Genomic DNA, 23,733 nt, shown 5'->3' on the forward strand with positions numbered 1-23,733 from the left:
TTGTTTCCCCTTCACACAGCGGCCTTGGCGGCGAGCAACAGGCAACCGTCGGCCTGAAGGATCGCGTCGCGGCTGGCGGTGACGATGGTTGAGGTTTCGCGTTCGGTGATGACGGCAGGTCCGGCCACCCAGTCGCCGGGCTTCATCGCCATGCGCTCGACCACCGAGGCTTCGTTGAAGCGGCCCTGATGGGCGTCGAACAGGCGGCGCTTGCCCGCCACCGGCGCGGGTTGGGCCCTGCTTGTCCGCGTCACCCGCTTTGGCGGCGGCACTTGCGAGGTGGCCCGTAGCGACCAGCTGACGATTTCGACATCGAGCCCGTCGATGACCCGTCCGAAGAATCGCTCGTAGCATTCGTCGAACAGCGCACGGAAGCCCGCGCCGTCTTCTGCGGCATAGGCGCGGACCTCGATCGGGACCGGAACCTCCCAGCCCTGACCGACATAGCGCATATAGGCCGTGCATTCGAGATCCAGCTCGCCCCCGCCCGTGCCGCGGCGCGCGAAGGTCGTCGCCTCGTCCGACAGGTCGCGGATCACCGCGTTGATCGCATCGGCATCGAAGGCGCTCAGGCGGCTATAGGCCGACCGCACGCTTTCGAACCCGAACGGCGCGCGCAGGAAGCCGATGGCCGAACCGACGCCTGCCCCCGGCGGGATCAGCAGCGTGTCGATGGCCAGCTTCTCGCACAGGCGCGAGGCATGAAGCGGGGCCGCCCCGCCAAAGGCGATCATGGTGAAATCGCCCAGTTCCTTGCCGTTCTCGACCGCGTGCATGCGGGCGGCGTTCGACATGTTCTCATCGACCATCTCGCCGATGCCGTAAGCGGCGGTCGCGTTGTCGATCCCCAGACGCTGGGCAAGTTCGCCATCCAGCGCCTTGGCCGAGGCCGCCGCGTCCAGCTTCATCTTGCCGCCCGCGAAGGCGTCCGGATCAAGCCGGCCCAGCACCAGATCGGCATCCGTCACGGTGGGCTTGTCGCCGCCACGTCCATAGCAGGCGGGTCCGGGCTCGGATCCCGCGCTATGGGGTCCGACACGGATTTGGCGCATATTGTCCACCGTGGCGATCGAGCCGCCGCCCGCGCCGATTTCGACCATCTCGATCACCGGAATCGAGATCGGCATGCCGCTGCCCTTCTTAAAGCGCCATGTCCGCGCCACTTCGAAGGTTTTCGAGGTCTTCGGCACCTGTCCCTCGATCAGGCAGATCTTGGCGGTGGTTCCGCCCATGTCATAGGAGACGACCTGATCGATGCCATAGGACGTCGCCACATCGGCCGCAAAGATCGCGCCGCCCGCCGGACCGGATTCCAGCAGCCGGACCGGAAATTCGATGGCGCTTTCGACGCTAATGATGCCACCGCCGGAATGGATCATGAAGACGGGGCAATCCGTGCCCGCTTCCTTGAGCCTGCCGACCAGCCGGTTCAGATAGGACGCCATCAGCGGCTTGACGAAGGCATTGGCGCAGACCGTGTTGAAACGCTGGAACTCGCGCATCTGCGGCGAGACCTCGGCCGAGATCGACACCGCCAGATCGGGAGCCTTGCGCAGCAGCGCATCGCGCACGCGGCGTTCGTGACCGGCGTTCAGATAGGAATGGATCAGCCCGATGGCGACGCTTTCATAGCCCGCCGCGATGATGCGGTCGCACAGGGCATCGACCTCGGCATCATCGAGCGGTTTCAGGACCGTGCCATCCGGACCGATGCGCTCGTCCAGAACGAAACGGCTGTCGCGCGGCACCAGAGGCGCGGGCAGGACGATGTTCAGATCATATTGCTCGAACCGGCTTTCGGTCCGCATCTCGATGACATCGCGGAAGCCCTTGGTGGTGATCAGTGCCGTGCGCGCGCCGCGCCGTTCGATCAGCGCATTGGTCGCCAGCGTGGTGCCATGGATGATCAGGTCGATCTGCGACAAGGGGATTCCTGCGGCTTCGCAGACCTGCCCGATGCCTTTGACAATGGCGTTTTCGGGAAAGGCATAATCGGTCAGCACCTTGGTCGAGTGCAACTGGGCGCCGATCTCCATGGCGATGTCGGTAAAGGTGCCGCCGATATCGACGCCGACCCTGACCTGTTGACCATCTGTCGTCATAATCTCTCTAACTCCGGTTGCGGAACAGGGCGGCTTCGGGCCGGGACCATGATCCGGGGTCGTGTGTTCTGATCCCTCCGGCCCGCAACGGGTCGGAGAGGGGGTGGTTCATGCTGGGGAAAGGGGTTGCCGCTCGGGCAGGGTCAGTCGGCGGCTTTTCCGGTGAAATCGACGCCCTGCAACTGGGTCGGAAGCTGGGCGCGGTCCGAGCCGATCCACTTCTTGTAAAGCGCGTCCAGCTTGCCGTTTTCAGTGTTGCGCTGGACGAAATCGTTCAGGAAAGCCAACATTTCCTGATCGCCCTTGCGCACGGCCATGGCCTGGATGTTGTCGGCGACCTTGTATTTTGCCTCATAGGCCTCGCCGCGTCCGGTGGTATCGATCACGATCCCGTAGGTTTTCGAACCGACGATGGCATCAACCTGCCCCGAGAGCATCGCTTGCACCGTCGAGGCGTCATCCTCGAAGCCACGGATCTGCGTGCCTTTGGGCGCGACTTCGGAAAGGATCGGCTCGAAGGCGCTGCCACGGTTCACGCCGATCACATAATCCGCCAGATCGTCGTTGCCGGTGATCTTGGCGTCCTTGCGGGCCCAGACGGTGATGTCATTCGAGGAATAGGGCAGAACATACTGGATAACCTGCGCCCGTTCCTCGGTCACCGTCATCGAGGGGACAAGGAAATCCACCTGACCCGTCGTCAACGAGGGAATCCGGTTCTGGCCGGTGATGCGGAAGAACTCGGCCTCGACCCCCAGTTCTTCGGTGATGAGCTTGGCCACTTCGATATCGAAGCCCTCGTTCTGGCCCTTCTCGTCGATGAAGCCCCAAGGGAACTGGTCCATCTGGACGCCGATCACGGCTTTGCCCTTGGCGCGCAATTCGTCGGGGGTGACGGCCATTGCGGTGGATGCCAGAAGCGTGGTGGCCGCGATGGCTCCGGTCAGCGCCTTCCAGACGTTTACGTTGATATGCATGTTGAAACCTCCTGTTTTGTGCCTTGCGGCTTGCCATTGGGGGTAGTTCCGATGCGCCGGTGCCGGGCTTCAGCCTTGGGCATTCAGGCGTTTTTCAAGCCTTGCGCTGCACAGGGTCAGCGGCAGGCAGATGATGAAGTAGAACAGCCCGACGCTTGCATAGACCTTGAGCGGCTCGAAGGTGATGTTCGACATCAACTGCGCCGAGCGCGTCATCTCCGTCAGTCCCAGAAGCGCCGCGACCGCCGTGCCCTTGACCAGATTGACCATGAAACCGACAGTCGCGGGCAGGCTGATGCGCAGCGCCTGCGGCAGCACGACGTCGCGGATGCGGGCGAAATAGCCAAGCCCCAGCGCGCGGGCGGCCTCGGTCTGGCCGCGCGGCACGGCCTCTATCGAGCCACGCCAGATCTCGCCCAGAAACCCGCTGGCATGCAGCGCCAGACCGGTGACGACCGCCAGCCATAGTTCGACATTCACCCCCAGCAGCGGCAGGCCGAAGTAGACGGCGAACAGCTGCACCAGCAGGGGCGTGCCCTGAAAGATCTGGATATAGCAGGCGGCGGCGACCCTAAGCGGCCGGATCGCCGAGGTGCGCGCCAGCGCCACCAGCAATCCCAGTGCCCCTCCGAAGATGAAGGCCGCTAGCGACATCAGGATGGTCCATTTCGCACCCTCAAGGATGAACTGGATCTCGGGCAGACCGAATGTGCGGATCATGTCAGCCTCACTTCGTCGGATAAGAGAAATAGGACCGGCCGATCAGCTGCAGCCCCAGCGAGAACAGCTGCGACAGGGCCAGATAGATCGCTCCAAGAACGAAATAGACCTCGAAGCTGCGGAAGGTCCGGTTGTCGATCATCTGCGCCGCATAGGTCAGTTCCTGCGCCGAGATCGAAGCCACAAGGCTCGTATTCAGCATCATCAGGATGAACTGGCTGCAAAGCGACGGATAAACCGCACGGATCGCGGGCCGGAACACGATGAAGCGGTAGACGTCGAAGCTGGGTAGCCCCAAAGCCTTGCCCGCCTCGATCTGGCCGGGCCGGATGGATTGGACGCCGCTACGCACGATTTCCGCGATATAGGCCGAACAATTCAGCGTCATGGTCAGGATCGCGGCCTGCATCGCATCCAGTCGCAGGCCCAGAGCGGGCAGGCCGAAGAAGATGAAAAAGACCTGCACCAGAAACGGTGTGTTGCGGATGATCTCGATATAGCCGATCGCCAGCGCCCGCAGCACGCCGACCGGAGCCATGCGCATCGCGGTCAGGATCGTTCCAAGAACCAGACCCGCCGCCATCGAAATGGCCGAGATCCATGTCGTGGCCCAAGCCCCTTCGGCCAGCAGGCGCCACGCCTGAAAGACCGGAGCAAAGTCGAAACTATAGTCCATGTTCCCCGCCCCTTTCGCGCGTCAGTGGTTCAGGATCTGGCCAAGGAAGGCGCGGGTCCGTTCATGTTTCGGCGCGCCGAAGAACTCGGACGGAGGCGCGCTTTCGATGATCTCGCCGCGATCCATGAAGATGACGCGATGCGCCACGGCGCGGGCAAAACCCATCTCGTGTGTCACGCAGATCATGGTGATGCCCTGATCGGCCAGACCGATCATGGTATCCAGAACCTCCTTGACCATCTCGGGGTCCAGGGCCGAGGTCGGCTCGTCGAACAGCATGACTTGCGGCCCCATGCACAGCGCCCGCGCGATGGCCACGCGCTGCTGCTGGCCACCGGAAAGCTGGGCCGGATATTTGTGGCCATGTTCGGCGATATGGACCTGTTCGAGGAAATGCATCGCCTTGTCGCGGGCCTCGGCCTCGGTCGCGCGATGGATGCGCCGCGGCGCCAGCATGCAGTTCTGCAGGACCGTCAGATGCGGGAACAGGTTGAACTGCTGGAACACCATGCCGACATCGCGGCGGATGTGATCGACTTTTGCGCCCTTGCGGCCCAGCACATTGCCGTTCACCTCGATCGTGCCGCTCTGGATTTCCTCGAGCGCGTTGATACAGCGGATCAGCGTCGATTTGCCCGAGCCCGAGGGACCGCACAGGACCAGATGCTCGCCCTTGTTGACGCGCAGGTCGATGTCGCGCAGGACGTGCATCTTGCCGTACCACTTGTTCACGGCAGACATCGTGATGGTCGCCTGAGCCGGATGGTCCGTCACGGCCTGCGGATTCTGGTCGGGCCTGATGCGGGCTGCCACGGCGCTCATGGGCGGATCTCGAAAATGGCGTCGATTTCGACAGCGAAAGCGCGCGGCAGGGTTCCTGCCCCCAGTGCGGTTCTGGCGTGGCGACCGCAATCGCCCAGAACCGCCACGATCAGGTCGGACGCGCCGTCGATCACCGCCGGATGGTCGGTGAAGCCGGGTGCGGCATTGACGAAGCCGCGCAATTGCAGGCAGCCCGTCACGCGGTCCAGATCGCCGTCTAGGGCCCGTGCCACCTGCGCCAGCATGTTGATCGCGGCGACCCTTGCGGCTTCATGCGCCTCGTCGCGGCTGATCGTCTGTCCGACGATGCCCTGATAGGCATCGACGCCGTCGATGCGCGGCACCTGTCCGGAAACATAAAGCGTGTTCCCGCTGATCCGGCACGGCACGTAGTTTCCGCTGGGGGCTGCGAGTTTCGGAAGGGTGATTCCCAGTCGTTCAAGGCGTAAGCGGGTTGATCCCATGCGCTTTTCTCCCGGTTGGATCCGCATCTGTTGACGACATGTGATCTTGTCGCCCTTGATGTCATATCTTTCCGATAAGTTGCATTGAAGTACGATCACCTGTCAAGCGTCGTATCACCACTTTGATGCGGTAGTTTTGGGCACATGATCCGGAAAGCCGCATGAAATCGGGCAAAAAACGTATGCCGAAGCGTCATATTTCGTGATGGAGGCCCGTCATTCGACCGTCAAATAAGCGACTTATTTGATGATTCCTGCCGCTACGTCAGGTGATATTATCTCTTTCCGCGGAACGTCATCTGCGTTATCAAGATCATGTGACCACCCCGTCAAACTGCTCCGGAGGAAAGCCTTGGAATCCCTGACCGCACGAACCGCCAGAATGATCCAGTCCCAAATAGACGAGGCGGGACTGGGCGCGGGCGATCGTCTGGGAACGCTGGCCGAGCTTTGCGACCAGTTCGGTGTCAGCCGCACCGTCATCCGCGAGGCGATTGCCGCGCTCGCCGCCGACGGCATTCTGGAATCGCGGCACGGAGTCGGGGTTTTCGTCGCCGAAGACATGGCCGAGACATCGCGACGCAGGGATTCTGCCGTCCTGCAGACCATGAGCCAGTTCAGCGGCTCTTTCATGGACATGCTGGAACTGCGCATGGCCTTCGAGGTCCACGCCGCCGGACTGGCCGCGCAGCGCAAGTCATTGGCTCAAGAGGGCGCGATCTGGTCAGCGGCGCGGGATTTCGAAGCCGCCGTCGCGGCTGACCGCGCGTTGGACGAAAAGGACTTCGCCTTCCATCAGGCGATCATTCAGGCCACGAACAACACCGCGTTTCTGGAGTTTTTCTCGCTGATGGGCGCGCGGATCCTGCCGACCGCCACGCTGTCGCGTCAGGAACATCCGACTCTGGTGACCGATGCCTATATCGAACACACCGTGCAGGAGCATCGCGCGATCTGCCACGAGATCAGCGGCGGCAACGCGGAATCCGCCCGCGAGGCGATGCGCGCCCATCTTTCGCGGGTCCATAACAGGTATCGCGGACTTCTGTTTCAGGGGATGTGACCGGACCCTTTCCCGTCCCCGAGGCGGTTCAGGGTGAGGCGGCAGCGGATACTGCCGAAAAAGGTTTCCAGAATGTCGCCGAAAACGCCGTCCGCCCCGGGGACCGCCGCGAAAAGCGTGGCCGAGGATCGCAGTTTTCCGGCATCGACCGAACCCAAGATCGCCTCGGGCGGGCGGTCGGCATGGGCAAGGACAGCCTTGCAGCAGGCAATCAGCCTTGGCCCCAGAACAGGGTCGTCCAGATAGCGCCGTGCCTCGTCCAGATCGGCGATGCCGTAGAAATGCGACCGTTCCGACATACCCAGTCCGCGCAGCTGCGGGAAGATGAACCACATCCAGTGGCTTTGCTTGCGCCCTGCCCGCAACTCCGCCAGCGCCACGTCATAGCAATCGCGCTGCGCGGCGGTGAACCGCGCCAGCGCGTCGGGATCGCGGGAACCGGCGGTCATCACGGCACGATCAGGTATTTTTCGCCCGTGGTTTTCTTTTGATAGGCGGCCACGATTTCGGGTTTCAGTGCCTCGGTCAGGCTGATGGTCGCGGTGTAATGGCTGGCGAAGGTGGTGGTCATCTCGGCCGCGACACGCTCGCGCATGCGCTGGACGATGGCGGGATCGGTGCGTTGCAGGAAGTGGAACAGCAGCCAGCCGCCGATACCCCAGCTAAAGCCGAAACCGCGCCGCAGCGTCGTGGGGCCGGTGTCAAGCGCGCCATAGATATAGACCTGCTTCTTGGTCGCAGAGCCGTAGCGGTCGTAAGCGGGCATGCTGCGCAGGGCGACGGCCTCCATCGCGTTCAGGATCGTGCCGGTCATCTCGCCGCCGCCGATGGCGTCGAAAGCCAGTGTGGCCCCCTTCTCGGCAATGGCATGTTCCAGTTTCTCGCGGAAATCGGGGGCGCTGCTATCGACGACATGGGTCGCGCCGAGATCGCGCAGCATGGCCGCCTGCTGCGGGCTGCGCACGATATTGACCAGCCCGATCCCGTCATCCTTGCAGATCCGCACCAGCATCTGGCCAAGGTTCGACGCGGCTGGAACATGGATGATCGCCTGATGCCCCTCGGCGCGCATGGTCTCGATAAAACCCAGTGCCGTCAGCGGGTTGACGAACATCGAGGCGCCCTCGGCCGCGCTGGCGCCATCGGGCAGCACGATGCAGGCCTGCAGCGGGATCAGGCGCAGTTCGGCATACATCGCCCCGCCGATCATCGATACGCGCTTGCCGACCAGATGGGCCAGATCGGGACCGGCGGCGATCACCGTCCCCGCCCCTTCGTTTCCGACCGGCATGGATTGCCCCACACGCGCCCGCACCGCGGCAAGGCCCTGTTCGGAGACCTTGGCGGTCAGGACCGGATCGGCAGCGGTGCCTTCGGCTTTCAACGATGCCATATCGGCGGGACCAAGCAACAGGCCCAGATCCGAGGGGTTGATCGGGGCGGCCTCGACGCGGACCAGCAACTCGCCCGCCGCGGGTTCTGGAACCGGCACGCGTTCCAGATTGATCCGCAAAATCCCGTCAGGCGTGATGGTCGATCTGAGCTCAAGACTGGTTCGTGACATGATGTCCTCGCAAACTGGGGAGTCGATCCTGACGCCATGGGACGCGGTTGGCACGGTATTGTCCAGCTTTGCCTGATCCCGCCGCGCGCCGCAGCCGGTTCGTCGCGGCGGATTGACCTGCAACCGGTCCTGCCCTATCTGGGCTGCAAGGTGTCGGGCACCTGCCGCCTGCGGACGAAAGTCACGGTGAAGCCCGAAAGCAAGACGACATCTCACCCTCGAAGCATTTCGCCGGTGGGCAATGCAGGCTCCCTTCCCAATCGGAATGCGTCGCTACAGGAGTGATGGATGTCTGATCGCCACGCAACCCAACACCGGAACAACCCTGCCATTGACGAGGCCAAGGCCCAGGCCAAGGCGTTAAGGATCGCGCTGCAGGCGCAGGGCCACACCGTCAACCATGCCGCCGCGCTAGAGCTTGTGGCCCGTCAGCACGGCGCGCGGGACTGGAACACGCTGCATTCCCGTTTGGGCCAGCGCAATGATCCGCCCGCGCCGAATTGCGGCGAACGGGTGAAGGGGGCCTATCTGGGCCAGATCTTTACCGGAACGGTCGTCGCGGTTTCGGGTCCGCTCTCGCACCGCCAGATCGAGATCCGGCTGGATGAACCGGTCGATACCGTCAGGTTCGAAAGCTTCTCGAACAAGCGGCACCAGATACGGGGCACGATCGACGAAACCGGTCGTTCGCCGCGCAAGACCTCGGACGGCGTGCCGCATCTGGTGGTCGAGCGTCTGGCCACCTGAACCACCGCATCGGAAACGCCGCAGCCCGTGAAGGCTGCGGCGCTATCGCTTGCGGGGCGGAGGGTTATCGGGCTGGTCCGCTGCGCCTGTCCAGATCGGGCGCGGGACCGGTGGCTGTGACTTCCGCCGTGAAGGCACGGATGCAGACAAGGCGCTGGCAGGTCGCCCCCGCGCGGCAGGGCATGTCCCCTGCCATCGGGCAACGCGACGGGACCGGCTTGAGCGTGCCTTTCGCGAGAATCCCGAACATCGGATTTCCCTCAGACCGGCAGCGACTGGGCGCGGCGCTGGAACAGTCCGGTCAGCGGGCTGTCATGGCGACTGACTGCGCGTTCGGCCACAAGGCCCCGCGCCAAGGCACCGTTTCCACCGCGCAGCGCCGCCTCGATCAGCGTCAGGTCAAGCACGTCCCGCTGTGCGTCGCTGCCTCCGAAGTGCCGCGACATGCCACGGATATCGCGCAGATGGCGGGCGCAGGTCGCGTAATCCCTCCGCGCGAAGGCCAGAAGGCCCTGCGCGACGGGAAGCCCGATCATGGCGCTGAATCGGGCGTTGTCGCCCGAGCCATGCGCGGCCTCTGACAGGGCGCAGGCGACCTCTTGGGCGGCGGCGATGCGTCCCGCCCCGATCAGCGCCATGACCATATGCACGTCGTTGAAGGCATATAGCCCCGGCTGGCCGGATTGCTGCCAGCGATCCGCGACGCCGTCCCAACGCCCCTGAACGTCGATGCCGCGCAGATGCAGCCGCCACAGCATCGCCGAGGCGTCGATCAGGTCGATGACCGTGACAAGGCCGGAACCCAGAATGCGGCTGTCCAACAGGTCGAACACCGCGTCGGTCTGGCCCAGTTCAAGATGGTACAGCGCCAGATGCCACCAGTTATGGACAGCGAAGAAACTGCCCTCGGCCCATGCGCCGCCATCGCCCATCCATGCGATGCCCTCGGTCGAGCGGTTCTGCATCTCCAGCACATGGGCGACGGCATGTTGCGACCAGCCATCGCGCGGTTCCAGTTCGACGCCCTGACGGCCGTAGCGCTCGGCCAGATCGAACTGGCCGGTTTCTTCAAGCCCGAAGGCGCGCATTCCCAGCAGCGAGTGATAGCCCGGACGCCCCACATCCCAAGCGGGCATTGCGCGGGCGATGCGGTCGCGCAGCATCCGCGCGTCGCCGCTGAAAAAGTCGATCTGGTGTCCGGCGAGCAGGGCCAGCCCGTCATGCGGATCGGCCAGCGTCACATCCTCCAGAATGCGGCCCGCCTCGTGCCAACTGCCCGACAGCAACGCGGCGATGGCGGCGGCATGGCCTTTCTCGCGCGGGGTGCGGGCATGGGCCGTGGCCTCGCGGTAGCTGGCCTCGGCGATGGCAAAGCCCGCCGGTTCGGTTCCCAGAAGATGCAGCCACGCCCGCATGGCATGGGCCATGGCAAAGCCCGGATCGGCGGCGATGGCAAGGTCGATGGTCGCGACCGGATCGGCGCGGTAGCATTGCAACTCGGTCAGGGCCTGCTCATAGGCGGCGCGACCGGTTTCGCTGGCTCCGGTCAGGGTCAGACCGTGCATATCGTGAAGGGTCATCGTCTTGTTCCTTGAAAGGGTCCGCGCGGTGGCGGGCGATGGGACATGTCAACGCTGGCGGATCGAACCGGGACCGAACCCGATGTCGCGCAGCAGATGGTCAGAGAGATTGCCGATCCCCCGCCGGATCGGTCGGCGGTAGAACAGGGTCGTGAACGGGCGAAATGTCGGTTTGGCCATTTCGGGCATCCTTCGCGTCAGCGGTTTCCATGGCCTTTTGTCGCAGGCATGCGTGATCGCTCCGGTAAAGATCGGGCATATCCGCGTGAAAACATCGTTAAATCGACAGGCGTGCGGCGCTGATCCGCGCTGGCATGACCTCGGGTCGCGCGGCATAATCCCGCTATTGGCCCTTTGCGGATGTGTTCCATGCCCGGACCGGTCCTTCACGGCAGCAACCCCGCGCAGATCGGTCTGACGCTGCTTGGCGGGTTTTCGGCCCGCGTGGACGGGCGCGAGGTGACGCTGCCAACGGCCAAGTCGCGCCTGCTGCTGGCTTATCTGGGCTGCTCTCCGGGGCGGCTGCATCCGCGCGGGCGGCTTTGCGGCCTGCTGTGGGAAGACCGCGCCGAGGAACAGGCGCGCGGCAGTCTGCGCAATGCCCTGTCGCATCTGCGTCAGGCACTGGGCGAGGCGGCAGTGATCGGCAATCGCGAGGCCGTGGGCCTGCAGGCGGACTCGGTGGCAAGCGACCTGTCGCGCCTTGAGGCCCTGTGCGGAACCGGCGGCGCCGGCCCGCGCGAGGTTTCCACCCTGACGGGCACTTTCCTTGACGGGATCGAGGCCGATGGCCAGTCGCTTGGCGACTGGATGGATTTCGAACGCAGCCGCTGCCGCACATTGGCGCAGAAGCTGCTGGAAACAACCGCTCTCGAGACGGCGGCGCGCGATCTTCCGGTGGCGATAGGGCTGGCCCGCGATCTGGTCGCGCTTGATCCCTTCCGCGAGCCAAGCCAGCGCCTGCTGATCCGCCTGCTGGCCGAGTCGGGCGACCGCGCGATGGCCTTGGCGCAGTTCCGCAGCTGCCGCGACCTGCTGCGGGACGAGCTGGGCATCCTGCCCTCGCCCCAGACCCGCGCCTTGGCCGAGGAACTGGCCGACGATGCAGCGGCAGAGCCCGCCCGTCCGCTCGAAAGGCCCGACGATCCGCAGCTTTCCATCGCGGTCCTGCCCTTTGCGGATGCCGATGCGGATGGCGACGGCGATTTCTTTGCCGAAGGGCTGGCCGATGACATCACCACCGAATTGACGCGGCATCGCGACATTCTTGTGATTGCCCGCCAATCCAGCTTCCAGTTCAAGGCATCGCGTCCCGATGCTGCGGCGCAGGACCTTGGCGCGCGCTATGTGCTGACCGGCGTCGTGCGCCGCCGCGCCGAGCGAGTCAGCCTTTCGGTCCGCCTGCTCGATGCTGCGACCGGTCGAAATTTCTGGGCCGAACGCTACGAGCGGCCCCAGTCCGAACTATTCGCCATGCAGGACGCGGTCGTGGCCCAGATCCTTGCGGGCGTCGATGCCGAGATGCGCCAGTCCGAACGCGAACGCGCCCTGCGCAAACCGCCCTCGGATCTGAACGCATGGGAGTTGTTCCATCGCGGGTTGTGGCACACCTATCGCTTCCACCCCGACGAGGCCGAACGGGCGCGCGCGATCTTTGCCCGCGCCGCCGAACTCGCGCCCGATTTTGCCCTGCCGCAGGCGGGGCTGGCCTATCTGGGGCTTGTGGGGATCACATGGCGGATGGTTCCCGACCCGCAAGCCACGATGGCGCAGGCCATCGCGCATGGTCGCGCCGCGGTCGATCTGGACGCGACAAGCCCCTTTGCGCAGGTGGTTCTGGGACGGCTTCTGACCTATGCGGGCCAGTTGCGTTCCGCTTTCGAACACCTGCGTCTGGCCCGCGATCTGAATCCCAGCTACGCCTCGACCTATTACGGTCTGGGCACCGCGCATCTTTGGGCCAACGAGCCGGAACCGGCGCTGTTCCATGCCGAGCGGGCCTTGCGCTTCAGCCCGCGCGATCCGCTGGCGGCGATGTTCCTGACCGTGCAGTCCTTTGCCCATCTTCTGCTGGAATCGCCCGATATCGCCGAGGCACTTGCCCGCCGCGCCGTCCTGATGCTGCCGCGCGAGATCTGGTCGCATCTGGCCCTGACCTGCGCCTTGGTCGAGCAGGACCGGCTGGGGGACGCGCGCGACGTTATCGCGGCGGCGAAACGCGACCTGTCCGACGTTTCACTGCTGGGGATCCGTCCGCTAAGCGCCGGAGTCACGCCGGAACTGCGCGAACGTGTCATTCTGGCCCTGAAAAGCGCGGGGATGAGCTAGAAAAGCGCCGTACCTATCCGCGATCCGATGTAGTATTGCCCGCGTCTCGCAGGCGCGGATTCCGGCTCGCAGGAGCTATGATGAGATTGCATCAGGACATCTCGTTTTGCCATTCGCAGGACGGCACGCGCATCGCGGTGGCGGCATGTGGCGCGGGTCCGGTCCTGCTGCGCGCGGCGCATTGGCTAAGCCATGTCACCTACGATCTGGACAGCCCCGTCTGGCAGCCCTGGGTCGAGGCCCTGTCCCGCCATCACCGCTACATCCGCTACGACCCGCGCGGTTGCGGCATGTCCGAGCGGTTCTGCGCCGATCTGTCGCTCGCGACATGGCATCAGGACCTCGAGGCCGTCATCGCGACCGTCCCCGTGGATCGATTTGCGCTTCTGGGCGGCTCGCAGGGCGGCGCGCTGGCGATCCACTACGCCGCCCGTCATCCCGAACGGGTGTCTCATCTGGTTCTAGTGAATGCCTATGCGCAGGGCAGCCGCACGCGGGCCCGAACCGATGCCGAGTTGCTCGAGGCCGAAACCCTGTTCAATCTTGTCCGCATCGGCTGGGGCCGCAGCAATCCGGCTTTCTGCCAGTTCTTCACCAATCTGTTCATTCCAGACGGCACACCCGAGCAGCATCGCTGGTGGGGCGATCTGGAACGCGAGACGGCCTCGCCCGAAGTCGCCGCCGAAACACTGCGCCAGATGCAGGGGCTGGATGTGCTTGGGGATTGCGCACGGATCAGGGTTCCGACGCTGGTGGCCTCATGCCGCGGGGATATGCGGGTGCCGTTCGAGCAGGGCGCGCTGATCGCGGCCACGATCCCCGACGCGCGTTTCGTGCCGCTTGCCAGCGCCAACCATGTGCTTTTGCCGACGGAACCGGCATGGGCGGTTTTCCATACCGAGCTTGCCGCGTTTCTGGATGAACCGGCCCCGCATCCGGTTCTGGCCGGTTCGGGCCTGACCACCGCCGAATCCGAAGTCCTGCACCTGATCGTCGCGGGGCTCGATAACCGCTCGATCGCCCTTCGCCTTGGCAAAAGCGAAAAGACGGTGCGTAATCAGGTCTCGGTGATCCTGTCAAAGCTCGATGTCAGCAGCCGTGCGCAGGCCATCGTCAGGGTGCTGGGCGGATAATGCCGGATCCGGGACATTCGTCCCACGGCATTTCGGGGCCGCTTGGGTCGCGCGCCTCATGCGCGGGGCGTGCCGATCCGCGATCCTGCCCACATGCGGCAACCGCGCCGCGACAGGAGGATGAAATGCCACTGGACGAAACCCGATTGAACGAATTCATCGGCAAGGTGCTTGGCGATCTGGGCGGAGCCGTCAGCGTGCCCTTGGTACGGATCGGCGATGCGTTGGGGCTTTACACAGCACTGGACCGGATCGGCCCCGCCACCCCCGAGGCGCTGGCCTTGGCCACGGGTTGCGCGCCGCGCTATATCCGCGAATGGCTGTCGGCGCAGGCGGCCTCGGGCTATGTCACCCATGCGGAAGGCCGCTTCTCGCTGTCGCCCGAGCAGGCCTTTGTCTTTGCCACGCCCGACAGTCCGGCCAATCTGATCGGTGCATTCGATACCGCAGCCGCCATGGTCGAGAACCAGACCAAGGTGCAGGTGGCGTTCAGGACCGGCAAGGGCGTCGCCTGGGGCGATCAGGCGGGCTGCCTGTTCTGTGCCGTCGCGCGCATGTTCCGGCCCGGCTATGTCAACGCCCTCGTGCAGGAATGGCTGCCCGCGCTGGACGGCGTGGTCGAGACCTTGCAGGACGGAGCGGTGGTTGCCGATATCGGCTGCGGGCATGGCGTCTCGACCATGCTGATGGCGCAGGCATTCCCCGCCAGCCAGTTTGTCGGCTACGATTTCCATCCCGGCTCGATTGCCGCCGCAAGCGCCCATGCGCTGGCCCATGACATCTCGAATGTGCGTTTCGACGTCGCCCGTGCGCAGGACTTCCCCGGAGATTATGATTTCGTCACCTGCTTCGATTGCCTGCATGACATGGGCGATCCGGTCGCGGCGGCAAGCCATATCCGGCAGAAGCTCAAACCCGGAGGCACATGGATGGTGGTCGAACCGAATGCTGCCGACCGGCTAGATGACAATCTGAACCCCGTGGGCCGACTTTACTATTCCGCCTCGACGATGATCTGCGTACCGACCTCGCTCGCGCAGGAAACCGGGGCGGCGCTTGGCGCACAGGCAGGTGAGGCGAGGCTCTCCGAGGTGATCCGCGCCGGAGGCTTCACCCGCGTCCGCCGCGCTGCCAGCACTCCCCTGAACATGATCCTTGAAGCATCCTGAACGCTGCGCCCGTCAGAACGCCGCGACCAGCGTGGCTCCGGCAAGTAAAAGGATGATCAGCGAACCGGGCGTCCACAAGGCCGCCCGGACCTCGTGGTTCTGCGCGGTGTAATAGGCCACGAAATGCGCAAGCCGCGTCACGACGAAGCCGTAGAACAACATCTGCGCCAGCCATAGCGGCGGCGCCGTGGTGACGTAAAGCAGGCCGGCAATGAAGAAATAGGGCAGGTTTTCCAGATCGTTCTGCTGGATGCGCCTGATCCGGTCCACCCGCTCGTTCGGGCCCAGCTGCTCGGGATGCGGATCGGGGTTGAACGGCGTCTTTCGCAGATCCTCGGGGTTGAGCAGGCCCGCATTGGTCGAAATCAGCCGCGCGACGGTCAGCCACGACATCGCGACACCTTTCAGCACCATGATGGCCGCAGCGATGGCGAAAGTCGCGAATACCGGATTTGCTAGGTGCAACTGGTCCATTCGATCACCCCTGAACATGCGGGCTGGCGCACCATCACCAGACGGCGATTCCAATATTTCGACATGGCGTCGAAAAAGTCAACAAATAGACTTTAATCGCTTGCGCGGGTATGTTCGGACCGAAGTCGCAAGGGCCTGCCATGACGAAGATGACACCTGACCTGACCGAAGCGCGCCGCGCCCGCCACCAGCGCCGCCGCGACCGCTCGCGCGACGAAATCCTTGCCGCCGCCCGTACCGTGCTGCTGCGTGACGGCATCGCGGCGGTGACGCTCGATGCGGTCGCGCGCGAGGCCGGAATGTCGCGGACGGGCCTGTATTACTACTTTGCCTCCAAAGAGGTGCTGGTCTTCGAACTGGTCTTCGCGATCTGGCACGGTCAGGCCGAGCGTGTCCGCGATGCGGTCGAAGGCGCGGACACGGGCGAAGCGGCCCTTGGTGCCATCATTCGCGCGACCGTCGATGGCTACGCCCCGCAACTGGACGATTTCCGTGTCGCCTATCTGCTGGGGCAGGTGTCGAACACATCGGGATTGCAACTGTCCGAGGAAGAATTCCAGCGCATCCGGCCGATCAATGACATGATGCTTGGCCGGGCTAGCCGGATGCTTGCGCAAGACAGTCGGCAGGACGGGGTCGAACCCCGCCTGCTGAGTTTTCTTGCCTTCGTCTCGGCATTGGGGGTGCTGACGATGAAAGGGCTGGTCGAGTCGCAGGGCGACCCCCTGCTTTACTCGGACGAACAGATGATCGAGGCCCTGAGCAAGGTTTTCGCCAAGGCCGCCCGCTGATGCGCCGATCTAAGCCGCGATCAGCCCGCGCAGCATGTGACAGCAGGCCGCCAGTTCCTCGGGGGTGATGAACTCGTCAGGACGGTGCGCGCGCGCGATCTCGCCCGGACCGCAGACGATCGAGGGGATTCCCGCAGCCTGATACAGTCCCGCCTCGGTGCCGTAGCTGACCGATTGCAGCGGGGCGTGGCCGGTCAGGCGGGACAGCAGGTCCGGAAGTGCAGGATCGTCCGACGGCGGCAGCGCGGGATAGGCGCTGAGTTCGTGGTCCTGCATCGACAGGGCCGATTCCGGCACCAGCGCCCGCGCAAGGGCGATGACTTCGGCCGTGATCGAGGCGGGGTCCGAACCGGGGACCGAGCGGACCTCCATCTCGATCTCGCACAGGTCGGGGATGATGTTGACGGCAGTTCCGCCACGCACGACGCCCGCCACGACCGTCGAATGCGATGGGGTGAACCGCGCGTCGAACGGACCGGAGCGGGACAGGCGCTGGTTCAGGGCGCGGATGGCCAGCAGGATCTCGGCTCCGGCATAGATCGCATTCAGACCCGCATCGGGTTGCGAGGAATGCGCCGCCCGACCCTCGATCCGCAGCAGGGTCGATTGCTTGCCCTTGTGTGACAGCACCGGCCGCATTCCCGTCGGCTCGCCCACGATGCAGCCGGACGGGGCGGCGATCAGTTGCGGCAATGCCCCGATCAGGTGACCGACGCCACGGCAGCCGATTTCTTCGTCATAGGAAAAGGCCAGATGGATCGGGCGGCTCAAATTTGCTGCCTTGAATTCGGGGACCATGGTCAGCATGCAGGCCAGAAACCCCTTCATGTCCGAGGCACCGCGCCCGAACAGCCTGCCCTCGCGGCGGGTCAGCCGGAACGGATCGGACGACCATTGCTGGCCCGCGACGGGAACCACATCCATATGGCCCGACAGGATCAGGCCCGACCGGTCACGAGGCCCTATCGTCGCAAGGATGTTGACGCGGTCACCTTCGGGGCCGGGCAGGATGACCGGCTCTACGCCCATGCGGCGCAGGTGGCCGGTGACGCAATCCGCGACGGTATCATTGGGTTTCCCCGGCAGGTCGGCGCAGGAAACAAGGTCGGAAAGGATGTCTTCGGGGGTCATGTCGGTCTCGGGTGGTCACGGATCACGGCAATCCTGCACCCGATGCGGCATGTCTTGCTGCCGAATGCCGACCCGTCCGCGCAATTTCCTGCGGCATAAGGGGGCGCATTGCGGCGGCATCATCTGCCGCCGGACCCGCCCCCTACGGCACAATCCGCTGCGGACCATGCCGAGCCAAAGACAAATGCGGCTCTGACGGGGCTAGCCTTGCCGAAAGAACCAGCGGAAAATTCAATGAGCCTGTCATTCGACCCAGATAGTCTGGACCTGCCCCGCGCGCATTTCATCGGCGGTACCTATGTCAAGGACGAGGGCGCGCTTGATCTGTCGCGCCCTTCCGACGCGCAGCCCCTGGGTACGGTTCCGGTCGCGAATGCCGATCTGGTGGATCGCGCGGTCGAGGTCGCGGCCAAAGCACAACGAGTTTCGGGCTGGGGCGCGTGCCAGCCCCGCGACAGGACAAGGGCCCTGCATCGCTGGGCCGATCTGATCGAATCCCATGCCACCGAGCTGTCGCAGCTTGAAGCGGTCGCCTCGACGCGGCTGATCAGCCAATTGCCCGCAATCGACGTGGCCGTCACCGCCGAGCAGATCCGCTTCTTCGCCGAGATGGCCGACAAGGAGGGCGGCGATCTGGTCCCGACCCGCGACGACCAGCTTGGCCTGATCATGGACGAGCCCTATGGAGTCGTCGGCGCGATCACGCCGTGGAATTTTCCGATCTCGATGGCGGGATGGAAGCTCGGTCCGGCCCTGGCGGCAGGAAATGCCGTGGTGCTGAAGCCATCCGAGATGACCCCCTTCGCCACGTTGCGCATGGCCGAACTGTCGGTTCAGGCCGGTATTCCCGCAGGGCTGGTCAATGTCGTCCAGGGCGACGGGTTTGTGACCGGCACGGCGCTGACCGGTCATCCCGATATCGGCAAGGTCAGCTTCACCGGCTCGACGCTGGCCGGACGGGCGATCATGGAGAACGTGGCGCGGACCGGCGTCAAGCCGATGACGCTGGAACTGGGCGGCAAAAGCCCGCAGATCGTCTTTGCCGATGCGGATCTGGACTTGGCCGCGCGCTGTATCGCGGGCAGCATCATGTTCAACGCGGGGCAGGCCTGCGTCGCCGGAAGCCGCGTGATCGTCGAGGCCAAGGTCGCGGATGCGCTTGCCGCAAAGCTGGTGGCCCTGATGCAGCCGCAGAATCCCGGCCCGAGCTGGCTGGCCGAAACGGGCTATTCTCCGGCGATCTCGGCGCGTCAGCGCGACCGGATCGACCACATCGTTCAGGCCGCCATCGTGAACGGAGCCGAGGTCCTGTGCGGCGCCGCCCCCATGGATCTGCCGGGCTATTTCTACCAGCCGACCCTGCTGTTCGGAGTCGGGGCGCGCAACCCCGCCGTGACCGAGGAAATCTTCGGGCCCGTCCTGACCCTGCAAAGCTTTGCCGATGAAAGCGAGGCGCTGGAACTGGCCGATCATCCGACCTACGGGCTGGCGGCGGGGGTCTTTACCCGCGACCTGTCGCGCAGCCTGCGGGTGACGCGCCAGCTTCAGGCGGGGACGGTCTGGGTCAACCGCTATGGCCGCTCGCGCGATCATATCCTGCCGACAGGTGGTTACAAATCCTCCGGCATCGGCAAGGATCTGGGCCGCGCGGCCTATCACGCCAACCGCCGTTCGAAATCCGTTCTGATCGACCTCTGAGGACCATCCCATGACGCACCGCATTGCTTTGATCCCCGGCGACGGGATCGGTACATCTGTTCTGGACGCCGCGATGAAGGTCGCGGAAAAGGCGGCCCCCGGCCTGCTGTCGGGCGAAACCTTTCCATGGTCCTGCGACCATTACCTGAAAACCGGCCGTATGATGCCCGAAGACGGGATCGAGACCCTGCGCGGCTTCGACGCGATTTTCCTAGGCGCGGTCGGCTGGCCCGCGAAGGTGCCCGATGCCGTGTCGCTGCATGGCCTGCTGCTGCCGATCCGCAAGGCCTTCGTGCAATATGCCAATATCCGTCCCCATCGCCTTTTGCCGGGCGTCGAGGGCCCCTTGCGCAAGCAGGAATTCGACATTCTTTGCATCCGCGAGAACACTGAGGGCGAATATTCCGGCGCCGGTGGCCGCGTGCATCAGGGCACTGCCGACGAAGTCGCGGTCGAGACGGCGATCTTCACCCGCGCCGGAGTCGAGCGCATCCTGCGCTTCGGTTTCGAACAGGCGATGGCCCGAAGCAAGCGGCTTGCCTCGGTCACCAAGTCGAACGCGCAGAAATACTCGATGGTGTTCTGGGACGAGGTGACGCGCGAACTTTCGGTCGAATTCCCCGAGGTCGAGGTCAGTCATTACCATGTCGATGCCATCGCGGCCCGCATGGTGATGGCCCCCGAGACGCTTGACGTCATCGTGGCCTCGAACTTGTTCGGCGACATCCTGACCGATCTGGGTGCAGCGATCCAGGGGGGCTTGGGCTTTGCGGCCTCGGCCAATATCGACCCGACCCGCAAGGGGCCGTCGATGTTCGAACCGGTGCATGGCTCGGCCCCCGATATCGCGCATCTGGGGATCGCCAATCCGATCGCCGCGATCTGGTCGTTGGTGATGATGCTGCAACATCTGGGCGAAGGGGCGGTCGCCGCGCGCATCATGCGCTCCGTCGAGGCGACCACCGCACGCGGGATCGGCACCGTGCCGGGCCGCGACAAGACCGATGACATTACTGCGGCGATCCTGTCCGCATTGGAGGATTAAGCGATGAACGTGATGACGAAACCCACCGGACTTGCCGATCCCGACCTGTTCCGCGAAGCCGCGCTGATCGGCGGGCAATGGGTACAGGCCACGTCCGGCGCCTCGGTCGAGGTGACCGATCCGGCTACGGGCAAGGTGCTGGGCCGCGTGCCCGATATCGGCGCCGAGCAGACCCGCGCCGCGATCGACGCCGCCGACCGTGCCTTCCAAAGCTGGCGCAAGCGGCCCCATGCCGAACGCGCCGCCCTGCTCGAACGCTGGTTCGCCCTGATGGAGGACCACGCCGACGATCTTGCCCTGATCCTGACCCGCGAACAGGGCAAACCGCTGGCCGAGGCCAAGGGCGAGATCGCCTATGGCGCGTCCTTCGTGAAATGGTTCGCCGAAGAGGCCCGCCGCATCGACGGTTCGGTCATTCCCGCACCCGCAGGCGACCGCCAGATCGTCGTGATGAAAGAACCGGTCGGGGTTTCGGCCATCATCACGCCTTGGAACTTCCCGAACGCCATGATCACCCGCAAGGTGGCTCCGGCGCTGGCGGCGGGCTGCACGGTGGTCATCAAACCGTCCGAATTCACGCCGTTCTCGGCCCTTGCGCTAGGGGTTCTGGCCGAACGTGCGGGTATCCCCGAAGGCGTGGTGAACATCGTGACCGGTATGCCCGCCGCCATCGGGGCCGAACTGACCGCGAACCCGACGGTGCGCAAGCTCAGCTTCACCGGCTCGACGCGAGTGGGCTCGATCCTGATGGCGCAATGCGCGCCAAGCGTGAAGCGCCTGTCGCTGGAACTGGGCGGCAATGCGCCTTTCATCGTCTTCGACGATGCCGATCTGGACGCCGCGGTCGAGGGCGCTATTGCCTCGAAATTCCGCAATGGCGGGCAGACCTGCGTCTGTTCGAACCGGATTCTGGTGCAGGCGGGGGTCTATGACGCCTTCGCGCAAAAGCTGGGTGCGCGGGTCAAGGCCATGCGGGTCGGCCCCGGCACCGAAGCCGGCGTCGAGATCGGCCCGATGATCAACGCCCCCGCAATCGACAAGATCCGCCGCCATGTCGCCGACGCCCTGTCCAAAGGTGCGACGATTCTGGCCGAGGCGACGGCACCCTCGGGCGATCAATATGCGGCCCCCGTCCTGCTGGGCGGCGCCACCACCGAGATGGAACTGGCGAGCGAGGAAACCTTCGGTCCCGTCGCGCCGCTGTTCCGCTTCGAAACCGAGGACGAGGCCGTCGCATTGGCGAACGGGACGCCCTATGGTCTGGCCGCCTATTTCTACACGGAAAGCCACAAGCGGGCGTGGCGGGTCGGGCAGGCGCTGGAATTCGGGATGGTCGGGTTGAATACCGGCTCGGTTTCGACGACCGTCTCGCCCTTCGGAGGCGTCAAGCAATCCGGTCTTGGCCGCGAAGGCGCACGGGTCGGAATCGACGAATATCTGGAAACCAAGGCCTTCCACATGGCGGGGCTCTAGGTTCCGCGCGGCAGGAACGGGGGAACCCCGTCGCCCTGCCGCCCCCTCGATGGGGGTGGCAGGGCGTATTTGCCGCAGGCCGAAAAACAACAGGGGGCGCCGGTCGATCCGGCGCCCCCTGCACTTTACGCGAACCGCTGGCTTACTCGATCACGACATAGATCTTGCGGATCGTCTCGATGGTCTTCCAGACGCCGACGAAGCCCGGCTTCATCACGAAGCTGTCGCCCTTGCGATAGGTCACCGTGCCCTTGCCCACTTCCGACAATTCGACCACGCCTTCGAGGATGTGGCAGAACTCGTAGATCTCGCCCTTGATCGAATGGGTCTCGCCGGGCGTCGCCTCCCAGATACCGGTCTTGACGCGGCCGCTCTTGCCCTCGTCAAAGGCCCAGGTCGTGAAAGAGGGGTCGCCCGCGATCAGCCGCTCCGGTCCCGGTTTCGCAAATTTCGGTTCCGGCAGGTTTTCCGGGTCGATCTTGATCAGAAGTTCAGTCATTGCACCATGTCCTTGGCTTTGTAATAGAGACCGACCAGCGGCAGGAACCACGGTTTCCCCGTATGCAGGGGAACGGCGTTCCATGGCAGGTCATTGAAGGGATTGCGGTTGATGCGGCCGACGATCAGGTCGGCCATGATCTCGCCCATATGGGTCGCGATCTGCGCGCCATGGCCGGAATAGCCCATCGCGAAATAGGTTCCGTCCGCCAGACCGGCGCGGGGATAGCGGTCGCGGGTCATATCGACCATCCCGCCCCAGCAGTAGTCGATCTGCACATCGGCCAGATCGGGAAAGATTCCGGCCAGTGCCTGACGCAGGATCTCGCCGCTTTTCACATCCGACTTCTGGTCCGATGTCGCCGAAAAACGCGCCCGCCCGCCAAAGATCAGCCGGTTGTCCGGCGCAAGGCGGAAGTAGTTTCCGATATTCATCGAGGTGACGCAGGTCCGGTTCCCCGGCATGATGGCTGCGGCCTCGCCCGCGGTTAGCGGGCGGGTCGCGATCAGGAAGCTGCCGACCGGAACGATCCGGCGCCGGAAATACCCGAAAGCCTCGGTCGTATAGGCCCCCGTCGCCAGCAGGACCCGATCTGCGGTGACCGTGCCGCGCGGCGTGTCCAGCGCCCAGCCGCGCCCCTGCTCGCGCCGCGCCGTCACCGGCGCATGTTCATGGATCACCGCGCCGTGCCGCACCGCCGCCTCGGCCAGACCCGAGACAAAGCGCCCCATATGCATCATGGCGCTTTTCTTCTGCAGCATCGCGCCGTGGAACTGGTCCGAGCCGACCTCGGCCTGCAGATCCGCCCGCGTCAGCAATTCGGTGTCGGGATCGACTTCGGCATGGATGGCCTCGAAATTGCGGGCAATCCCTTCCAGATGCTGGGGTTTCGAGGCCAGCTTCAGCTTGCCCGACCTGTGGAAGTCGCAGTCGATGCCCTCTTCGGCCACCAGACGTTCGATGGTGTCGATTCCGGCGTCGAAGGCGCGATACAGCGCGCGGGCCTTCTCGGCACCGAATTCGGCGCGGGCGGCCAGATAGCTATGGGCGATCCCGTTGTTCAGATGCCCGCCATTGCGGCCGGAGGCCCCGAATCCCACGGTCTGCGCCTCGAGGACCACGACCGAACGCCCCTCCAGCGCCAGCTTGCGCGCCGCACCAAGTCCGGTGAAGCCCGCACCGATGACCGCGACATCGTAATGCCCCGCCACCGGCTCCGTCGCGCCCCCCGAAAAGGGGGCGGCGGTATCGTGCCAATATGAGACGAACTTCATCGC

At 64.7% G+C, this 23,733-nt stretch carries 24 protein-coding genes; 9 read left to right on the plus strand and 15 right to left on the minus strand.

Annotated features, from left to right (window positions below):
* Positions 1 to 11: 11 nt before the first annotated feature.
* The 6 genes from GL286_RS11790 to GL286_RS11815 all read right to left on the minus strand — a co-directional run bounded on the left by GL286_RS11790 (position 12) and on the right by GL286_RS11815 (position 5,761).
* Positions 12 to 2,102, minus strand: a complete 2,091-nt coding sequence (locus GL286_RS11790) for a hydantoinase/oxoprolinase family protein (RefSeq protein WP_155095769.1) — start codon at positions 2,100 to 2,102, stop codon at positions 12 to 14.
* 143 nt (positions 2,103 to 2,245) lie between these two features.
* Entirely contained in the window at positions 2,246 to 3,079 is an 834-nt protein-coding gene (locus GL286_RS11795) for a transporter substrate-binding domain-containing protein (RefSeq protein WP_155095770.1), read from the minus strand.
* A gap of 69 nt (positions 3,080 to 3,148) precedes the next feature.
* The gene (locus GL286_RS11800) at positions 3,149 to 3,799 is read right to left on the minus strand and encodes an amino acid ABC transporter permease (protein WP_155095771.1); all 651 of its coding nucleotides are present in this window, start codon (positions 3,797 to 3,799) and stop codon (positions 3,149 to 3,151) included.
* Positions 3,800 to 3,806: 7 nt separating this feature from the next.
* On the minus strand, positions 3,807 to 4,475 hold the full coding sequence (locus GL286_RS11805) for an amino acid ABC transporter permease (RefSeq protein WP_155095772.1): 669 nt from the start codon (positions 4,473 to 4,475) through the stop codon (positions 3,807 to 3,809).
* A gap of 21 nt (positions 4,476 to 4,496) precedes the next feature.
* Positions 4,497 to 5,297 carry an amino acid ABC transporter ATP-binding protein gene (locus GL286_RS11810; RefSeq protein ID WP_155095773.1) on the minus strand — a complete coding sequence of 267 codons (801 nt, stop codon included), beginning with the start codon at positions 5,295 to 5,297 and terminating at the stop codon, positions 4,497 to 4,499.
* Positions 5,294 to 5,761, minus strand: a complete 468-nt coding sequence (locus tag GL286_RS11815; protein ID WP_155095774.1) for a RidA family protein — start codon at positions 5,759 to 5,761, stop codon at positions 5,294 to 5,296. Before GL286_RS11815 ends, GL286_RS11810 begins: the two co-directional genes overlap by 4 nt.
* A gap of 247 nt (positions 5,762 to 6,008) precedes the next feature.
* Here GL286_RS11815 and GL286_RS11820 point away from each other — a divergent pair, with 247 nt between their 5' ends.
* The gene (locus GL286_RS11820) at positions 6,009 to 6,824 is read left to right on the plus strand and encodes a FadR/GntR family transcriptional regulator (RefSeq protein WP_281352119.1); all 816 of its coding nucleotides are present in this window, start codon (positions 6,009 to 6,011) and stop codon (positions 6,822 to 6,824) included.
* Here the strand turns inward: GL286_RS11820 and GL286_RS11825 are convergent.
* Positions 6,812 to 7,273 (minus strand): DUF1810 domain-containing protein, encoded by a 462-nt coding sequence (locus tag GL286_RS11825; RefSeq protein ID WP_155095776.1) that lies wholly within the window; start codon positions 7,271 to 7,273, stop codon positions 6,812 to 6,814. The genes GL286_RS11820 and GL286_RS11825 overlap by 13 nt on opposite strands.
* Positions 7,273 to 8,388, minus strand: a complete 1,116-nt coding sequence (locus GL286_RS11830; RefSeq protein WP_155095777.1) for a zinc-binding dehydrogenase — start codon at positions 8,386 to 8,388, stop codon at positions 7,273 to 7,275. Before GL286_RS11830 ends, GL286_RS11825 begins: the two co-directional genes overlap by 1 nt.
* A gap of 288 nt (positions 8,389 to 8,676) precedes the next feature.
* Between GL286_RS11830 and GL286_RS11835 the strand changes: the two genes are divergently transcribed.
* On the plus strand, positions 8,677 to 9,135 hold the full coding sequence (locus GL286_RS11835) for a glyoxalase superfamily protein (protein ID WP_155095778.1): 459 nt from the start codon (positions 8,677 to 8,679) through the stop codon (positions 9,133 to 9,135).
* A gap of 64 nt (positions 9,136 to 9,199) precedes the next feature.
* On the opposite strand, the gene GL286_RS11840 is transcribed toward GL286_RS11835, so the two are convergent.
* The 3 genes from GL286_RS11840 to GL286_RS11850 are packed head-to-tail and all read right to left on the minus strand — an operon-like array spanning position 9,200 to position 10,895.
* Positions 9,200 to 9,385, minus strand: coding sequence for a hypothetical protein (locus GL286_RS11840; RefSeq protein WP_155095779.1), 186 nt, complete (start codon positions 9,383 to 9,385; stop codon positions 9,200 to 9,202).
* A gap of 10 nt (positions 9,386 to 9,395) precedes the next feature.
* Positions 9,396 to 10,715 (minus strand): tetratricopeptide repeat protein, encoded by a 1,320-nt coding sequence (locus GL286_RS11845; RefSeq protein ID WP_155095780.1) that lies wholly within the window; start codon positions 10,713 to 10,715, stop codon positions 9,396 to 9,398.
* A 48-nt stretch (positions 10,716 to 10,763) separates the two neighbouring features.
* Entirely contained in the window at positions 10,764 to 10,895 is a 132-nt protein-coding gene (locus tag GL286_RS11850) for a DUF1127 domain-containing protein (RefSeq protein ID WP_155095781.1), read from the minus strand.
* Positions 10,896 to 11,084: 189 nt separating this feature from the next.
* Between GL286_RS11850 and GL286_RS11855 the strand changes: the two genes are divergently transcribed.
* The 3 genes from GL286_RS11855 to GL286_RS11865 all read left to right on the plus strand — a co-directional run bounded on the left by GL286_RS11855 (position 11,085) and on the right by GL286_RS11865 (position 15,345).
* On the plus strand, positions 11,085 to 13,043 hold the full coding sequence (locus GL286_RS11855) for a BTAD domain-containing putative transcriptional regulator (protein WP_170295162.1): 1,959 nt from the start codon (positions 11,085 to 11,087) through the stop codon (positions 13,041 to 13,043).
* Positions 13,044 to 13,123: 80 nt separating this feature from the next.
* Positions 13,124 to 14,176, plus strand: coding sequence for an alpha/beta fold hydrolase (locus GL286_RS11860; RefSeq protein ID WP_155095783.1), 1,053 nt, complete (start codon positions 13,124 to 13,126; stop codon positions 14,174 to 14,176).
* A 125-nt stretch (positions 14,177 to 14,301) separates the two neighbouring features.
* The gene (locus GL286_RS11865) at positions 14,302 to 15,345 is read left to right on the plus strand and encodes a class I SAM-dependent methyltransferase (protein ID WP_155095784.1); all 1,044 of its coding nucleotides are present in this window, start codon (positions 14,302 to 14,304) and stop codon (positions 15,343 to 15,345) included.
* A 12-nt stretch (positions 15,346 to 15,357) separates the two neighbouring features.
* Here the strand turns inward: GL286_RS11865 and GL286_RS11870 are convergent, their stop codons facing one another.
* A complete protein-coding gene (locus tag GL286_RS11870) occupies positions 15,358 to 15,819 on the minus strand; it encodes an MAPEG family protein (RefSeq protein ID WP_155095785.1) in 462 nt (153 codons plus the stop codon).
* Positions 15,820 to 15,959: 140 nt separating this feature from the next.
* On the opposite strand from GL286_RS11870, the gene GL286_RS11875 reads away from it, so the two are divergent.
* Positions 15,960 to 16,610, plus strand: a complete 651-nt coding sequence (locus tag GL286_RS11875; protein ID WP_211596303.1) for a TetR/AcrR family transcriptional regulator — start codon at positions 15,960 to 15,962, stop codon at positions 16,608 to 16,610.
* Positions 16,611 to 16,619: 9 nt separating this feature from the next.
* On the opposite strand, the gene argE is transcribed toward GL286_RS11875, so the two are convergent.
* The gene (gene argE, locus GL286_RS11880; RefSeq protein ID WP_155095786.1) at positions 16,620 to 17,741 is read right to left on the minus strand and encodes an acetylornithine deacetylase; all 1,122 of its coding nucleotides are present in this window, start codon (positions 17,739 to 17,741) and stop codon (positions 16,620 to 16,622) included.
* A 234-nt stretch (positions 17,742 to 17,975) separates the two neighbouring features.
* Here argE and GL286_RS11885 point away from each other — a divergent pair, with 234 nt between their 5' ends.
* The 3 genes from GL286_RS11885 to GL286_RS11895 are packed head-to-tail and all read left to right on the plus strand — an operon-like array spanning position 17,976 to position 21,957.
* A complete protein-coding gene (locus GL286_RS11885) occupies positions 17,976 to 19,439 on the plus strand; it encodes an aldehyde dehydrogenase family protein (RefSeq protein ID WP_155095787.1) in 1,464 nt (487 codons plus the stop codon).
* Between the two features lie 10 nt (positions 19,440 to 19,449).
* On the plus strand, positions 19,450 to 20,484 hold the full coding sequence (locus GL286_RS11890; RefSeq protein ID WP_155095788.1) for a tartrate dehydrogenase: 1,035 nt from the start codon (positions 19,450 to 19,452) through the stop codon (positions 20,482 to 20,484).
* A gap of 3 nt (positions 20,485 to 20,487) precedes the next feature.
* On the plus strand, positions 20,488 to 21,957 hold the full coding sequence (locus GL286_RS11895) for an NAD-dependent succinate-semialdehyde dehydrogenase (protein WP_281352120.1): 1,470 nt from the start codon (positions 20,488 to 20,490) through the stop codon (positions 21,955 to 21,957).
* 142 nt (positions 21,958 to 22,099) lie between these two features.
* Here the strand turns inward: GL286_RS11895 and GL286_RS11900 are convergent, their stop codons facing one another.
* Positions 22,100 to 22,456, minus strand: a complete 357-nt coding sequence (locus GL286_RS11900) for a cupin domain-containing protein (protein WP_155095789.1) — start codon at positions 22,454 to 22,456, stop codon at positions 22,100 to 22,102.
* Positions 22,453 to 23,730: an NAD(P)/FAD-dependent oxidoreductase gene (locus GL286_RS11905; RefSeq protein ID WP_155095790.1), complete on the minus strand. Its 1,278-nt coding sequence runs from the start codon at positions 23,728 to 23,730 to the stop codon at positions 22,453 to 22,455. Before GL286_RS11905 ends, GL286_RS11900 begins: the two co-directional genes overlap by 4 nt.
* Positions 23,731 to 23,733: the final 3 nt, after the last annotated feature.

Origin of the sequence: Paracoccus aestuariivivens (genome assembly GCF_009711225.1) — a bacterium.
Classification (GTDB): Bacteria; Pseudomonadota; Alphaproteobacteria; order Rhodobacterales; family Rhodobacteraceae; genus Paracoccus; species Paracoccus aestuariivivens.

Bases quoted from the DNA above. Each gene is read 5' to 3' on its own strand.
- GL286_RS11790 (WP_155095769.1), bottom strand. From the start codon at position 2,102: ATGACGACAGATGGTCAACAGGTCAGGGTCGGCGTCGATATCGGCGGC.
- GL286_RS11795 (WP_155095770.1), bottom strand. From the start codon at position 3,079: ATGCATATCAACGTAAACGTCTGGAAGGCGCTGACCGGAGCCATCGCG.
- GL286_RS11800 (WP_155095771.1), bottom strand. From the start codon at position 3,799: ATGATCCGCACATTCGGTCTGCCCGAGATCCAGTTCATCCTTGAGGGT.
- GL286_RS11805 (WP_155095772.1), bottom strand. From the start codon at position 4,475: ATGGACTATAGTTTCGACTTTGCTCCGGTCTTTCAGGCGTGGCGCCTG.
- GL286_RS11810 (WP_155095773.1), bottom strand. From the start codon at position 5,297: ATGAGCGCCGTGGCAGCCCGCATCAGGCCCGACCAGAATCCGCAGGCC.
- GL286_RS11815 (WP_155095774.1), bottom strand. From the start codon at position 5,761: ATGGGATCAACCCGCTTACGCCTTGAACGACTGGGAATCACCCTTCCG.
- GL286_RS11820 (WP_281352119.1), top strand. From the start codon at position 6,009: ATGATTCCTGCCGCTACGTCAGGTGATATTATCTCTTTCCGCGGAACG.
- GL286_RS11825 (WP_155095776.1), bottom strand. From the start codon at position 7,273: ATGACCGCCGGTTCCCGCGATCCCGACGCGCTGGCGCGGTTCACCGCC.
- GL286_RS11830 (WP_155095777.1), bottom strand. From the start codon at position 8,388: ATGTCACGAACCAGTCTTGAGCTCAGATCGACCATCACGCCTGACGGG.
- GL286_RS11835 (WP_155095778.1), top strand. From the start codon at position 8,677: ATGTCTGATCGCCACGCAACCCAACACCGGAACAACCCTGCCATTGAC.
- GL286_RS11840 (WP_155095779.1), bottom strand. From the start codon at position 9,385: ATGTTCGGGATTCTCGCGAAAGGCACGCTCAAGCCGGTCCCGTCGCGT.
- GL286_RS11845 (WP_155095780.1), bottom strand. From the start codon at position 10,715: ATGACCCTTCACGATATGCACGGTCTGACCCTGACCGGAGCCAGCGAA.
- GL286_RS11850 (WP_155095781.1), bottom strand. From the start codon at position 10,895: ATGGCCAAACCGACATTTCGCCCGTTCACGACCCTGTTCTACCGCCGA.
- GL286_RS11855 (WP_170295162.1), top strand. From the start codon at position 11,085: ATGCCCGGACCGGTCCTTCACGGCAGCAACCCCGCGCAGATCGGTCTG.
- GL286_RS11860 (WP_155095783.1), top strand. From the start codon at position 13,124: ATGAGATTGCATCAGGACATCTCGTTTTGCCATTCGCAGGACGGCACG.
- GL286_RS11865 (WP_155095784.1), top strand. From the start codon at position 14,302: ATGCCACTGGACGAAACCCGATTGAACGAATTCATCGGCAAGGTGCTT.
- GL286_RS11870 (WP_155095785.1), bottom strand. From the start codon at position 15,819: ATGGACCAGTTGCACCTAGCAAATCCGGTATTCGCGACTTTCGCCATC.
- GL286_RS11875 (WP_211596303.1), top strand. From the start codon at position 15,960: ATGACGAAGATGACACCTGACCTGACCGAAGCGCGCCGCGCCCGCCAC.
- argE (WP_155095786.1), bottom strand. From the start codon at position 17,741: ATGACCCCCGAAGACATCCTTTCCGACCTTGTTTCCTGCGCCGACCTG.
- GL286_RS11885 (WP_155095787.1), top strand. From the start codon at position 17,976: ATGAGCCTGTCATTCGACCCAGATAGTCTGGACCTGCCCCGCGCGCAT.
- GL286_RS11890 (WP_155095788.1), top strand. From the start codon at position 19,450: ATGACGCACCGCATTGCTTTGATCCCCGGCGACGGGATCGGTACATCT.
- GL286_RS11895 (WP_281352120.1), top strand. From the start codon at position 20,488: ATGAACGTGATGACGAAACCCACCGGACTTGCCGATCCCGACCTGTTC.
- GL286_RS11900 (WP_155095789.1), bottom strand. From the start codon at position 22,456: ATGACTGAACTTCTGATCAAGATCGACCCGGAAAACCTGCCGGAACCG.
- GL286_RS11905 (WP_155095790.1), bottom strand. From the start codon at position 23,730: ATGAAGTTCGTCTCATATTGGCACGATACCGCCGCCCCCTTTTCGGGG.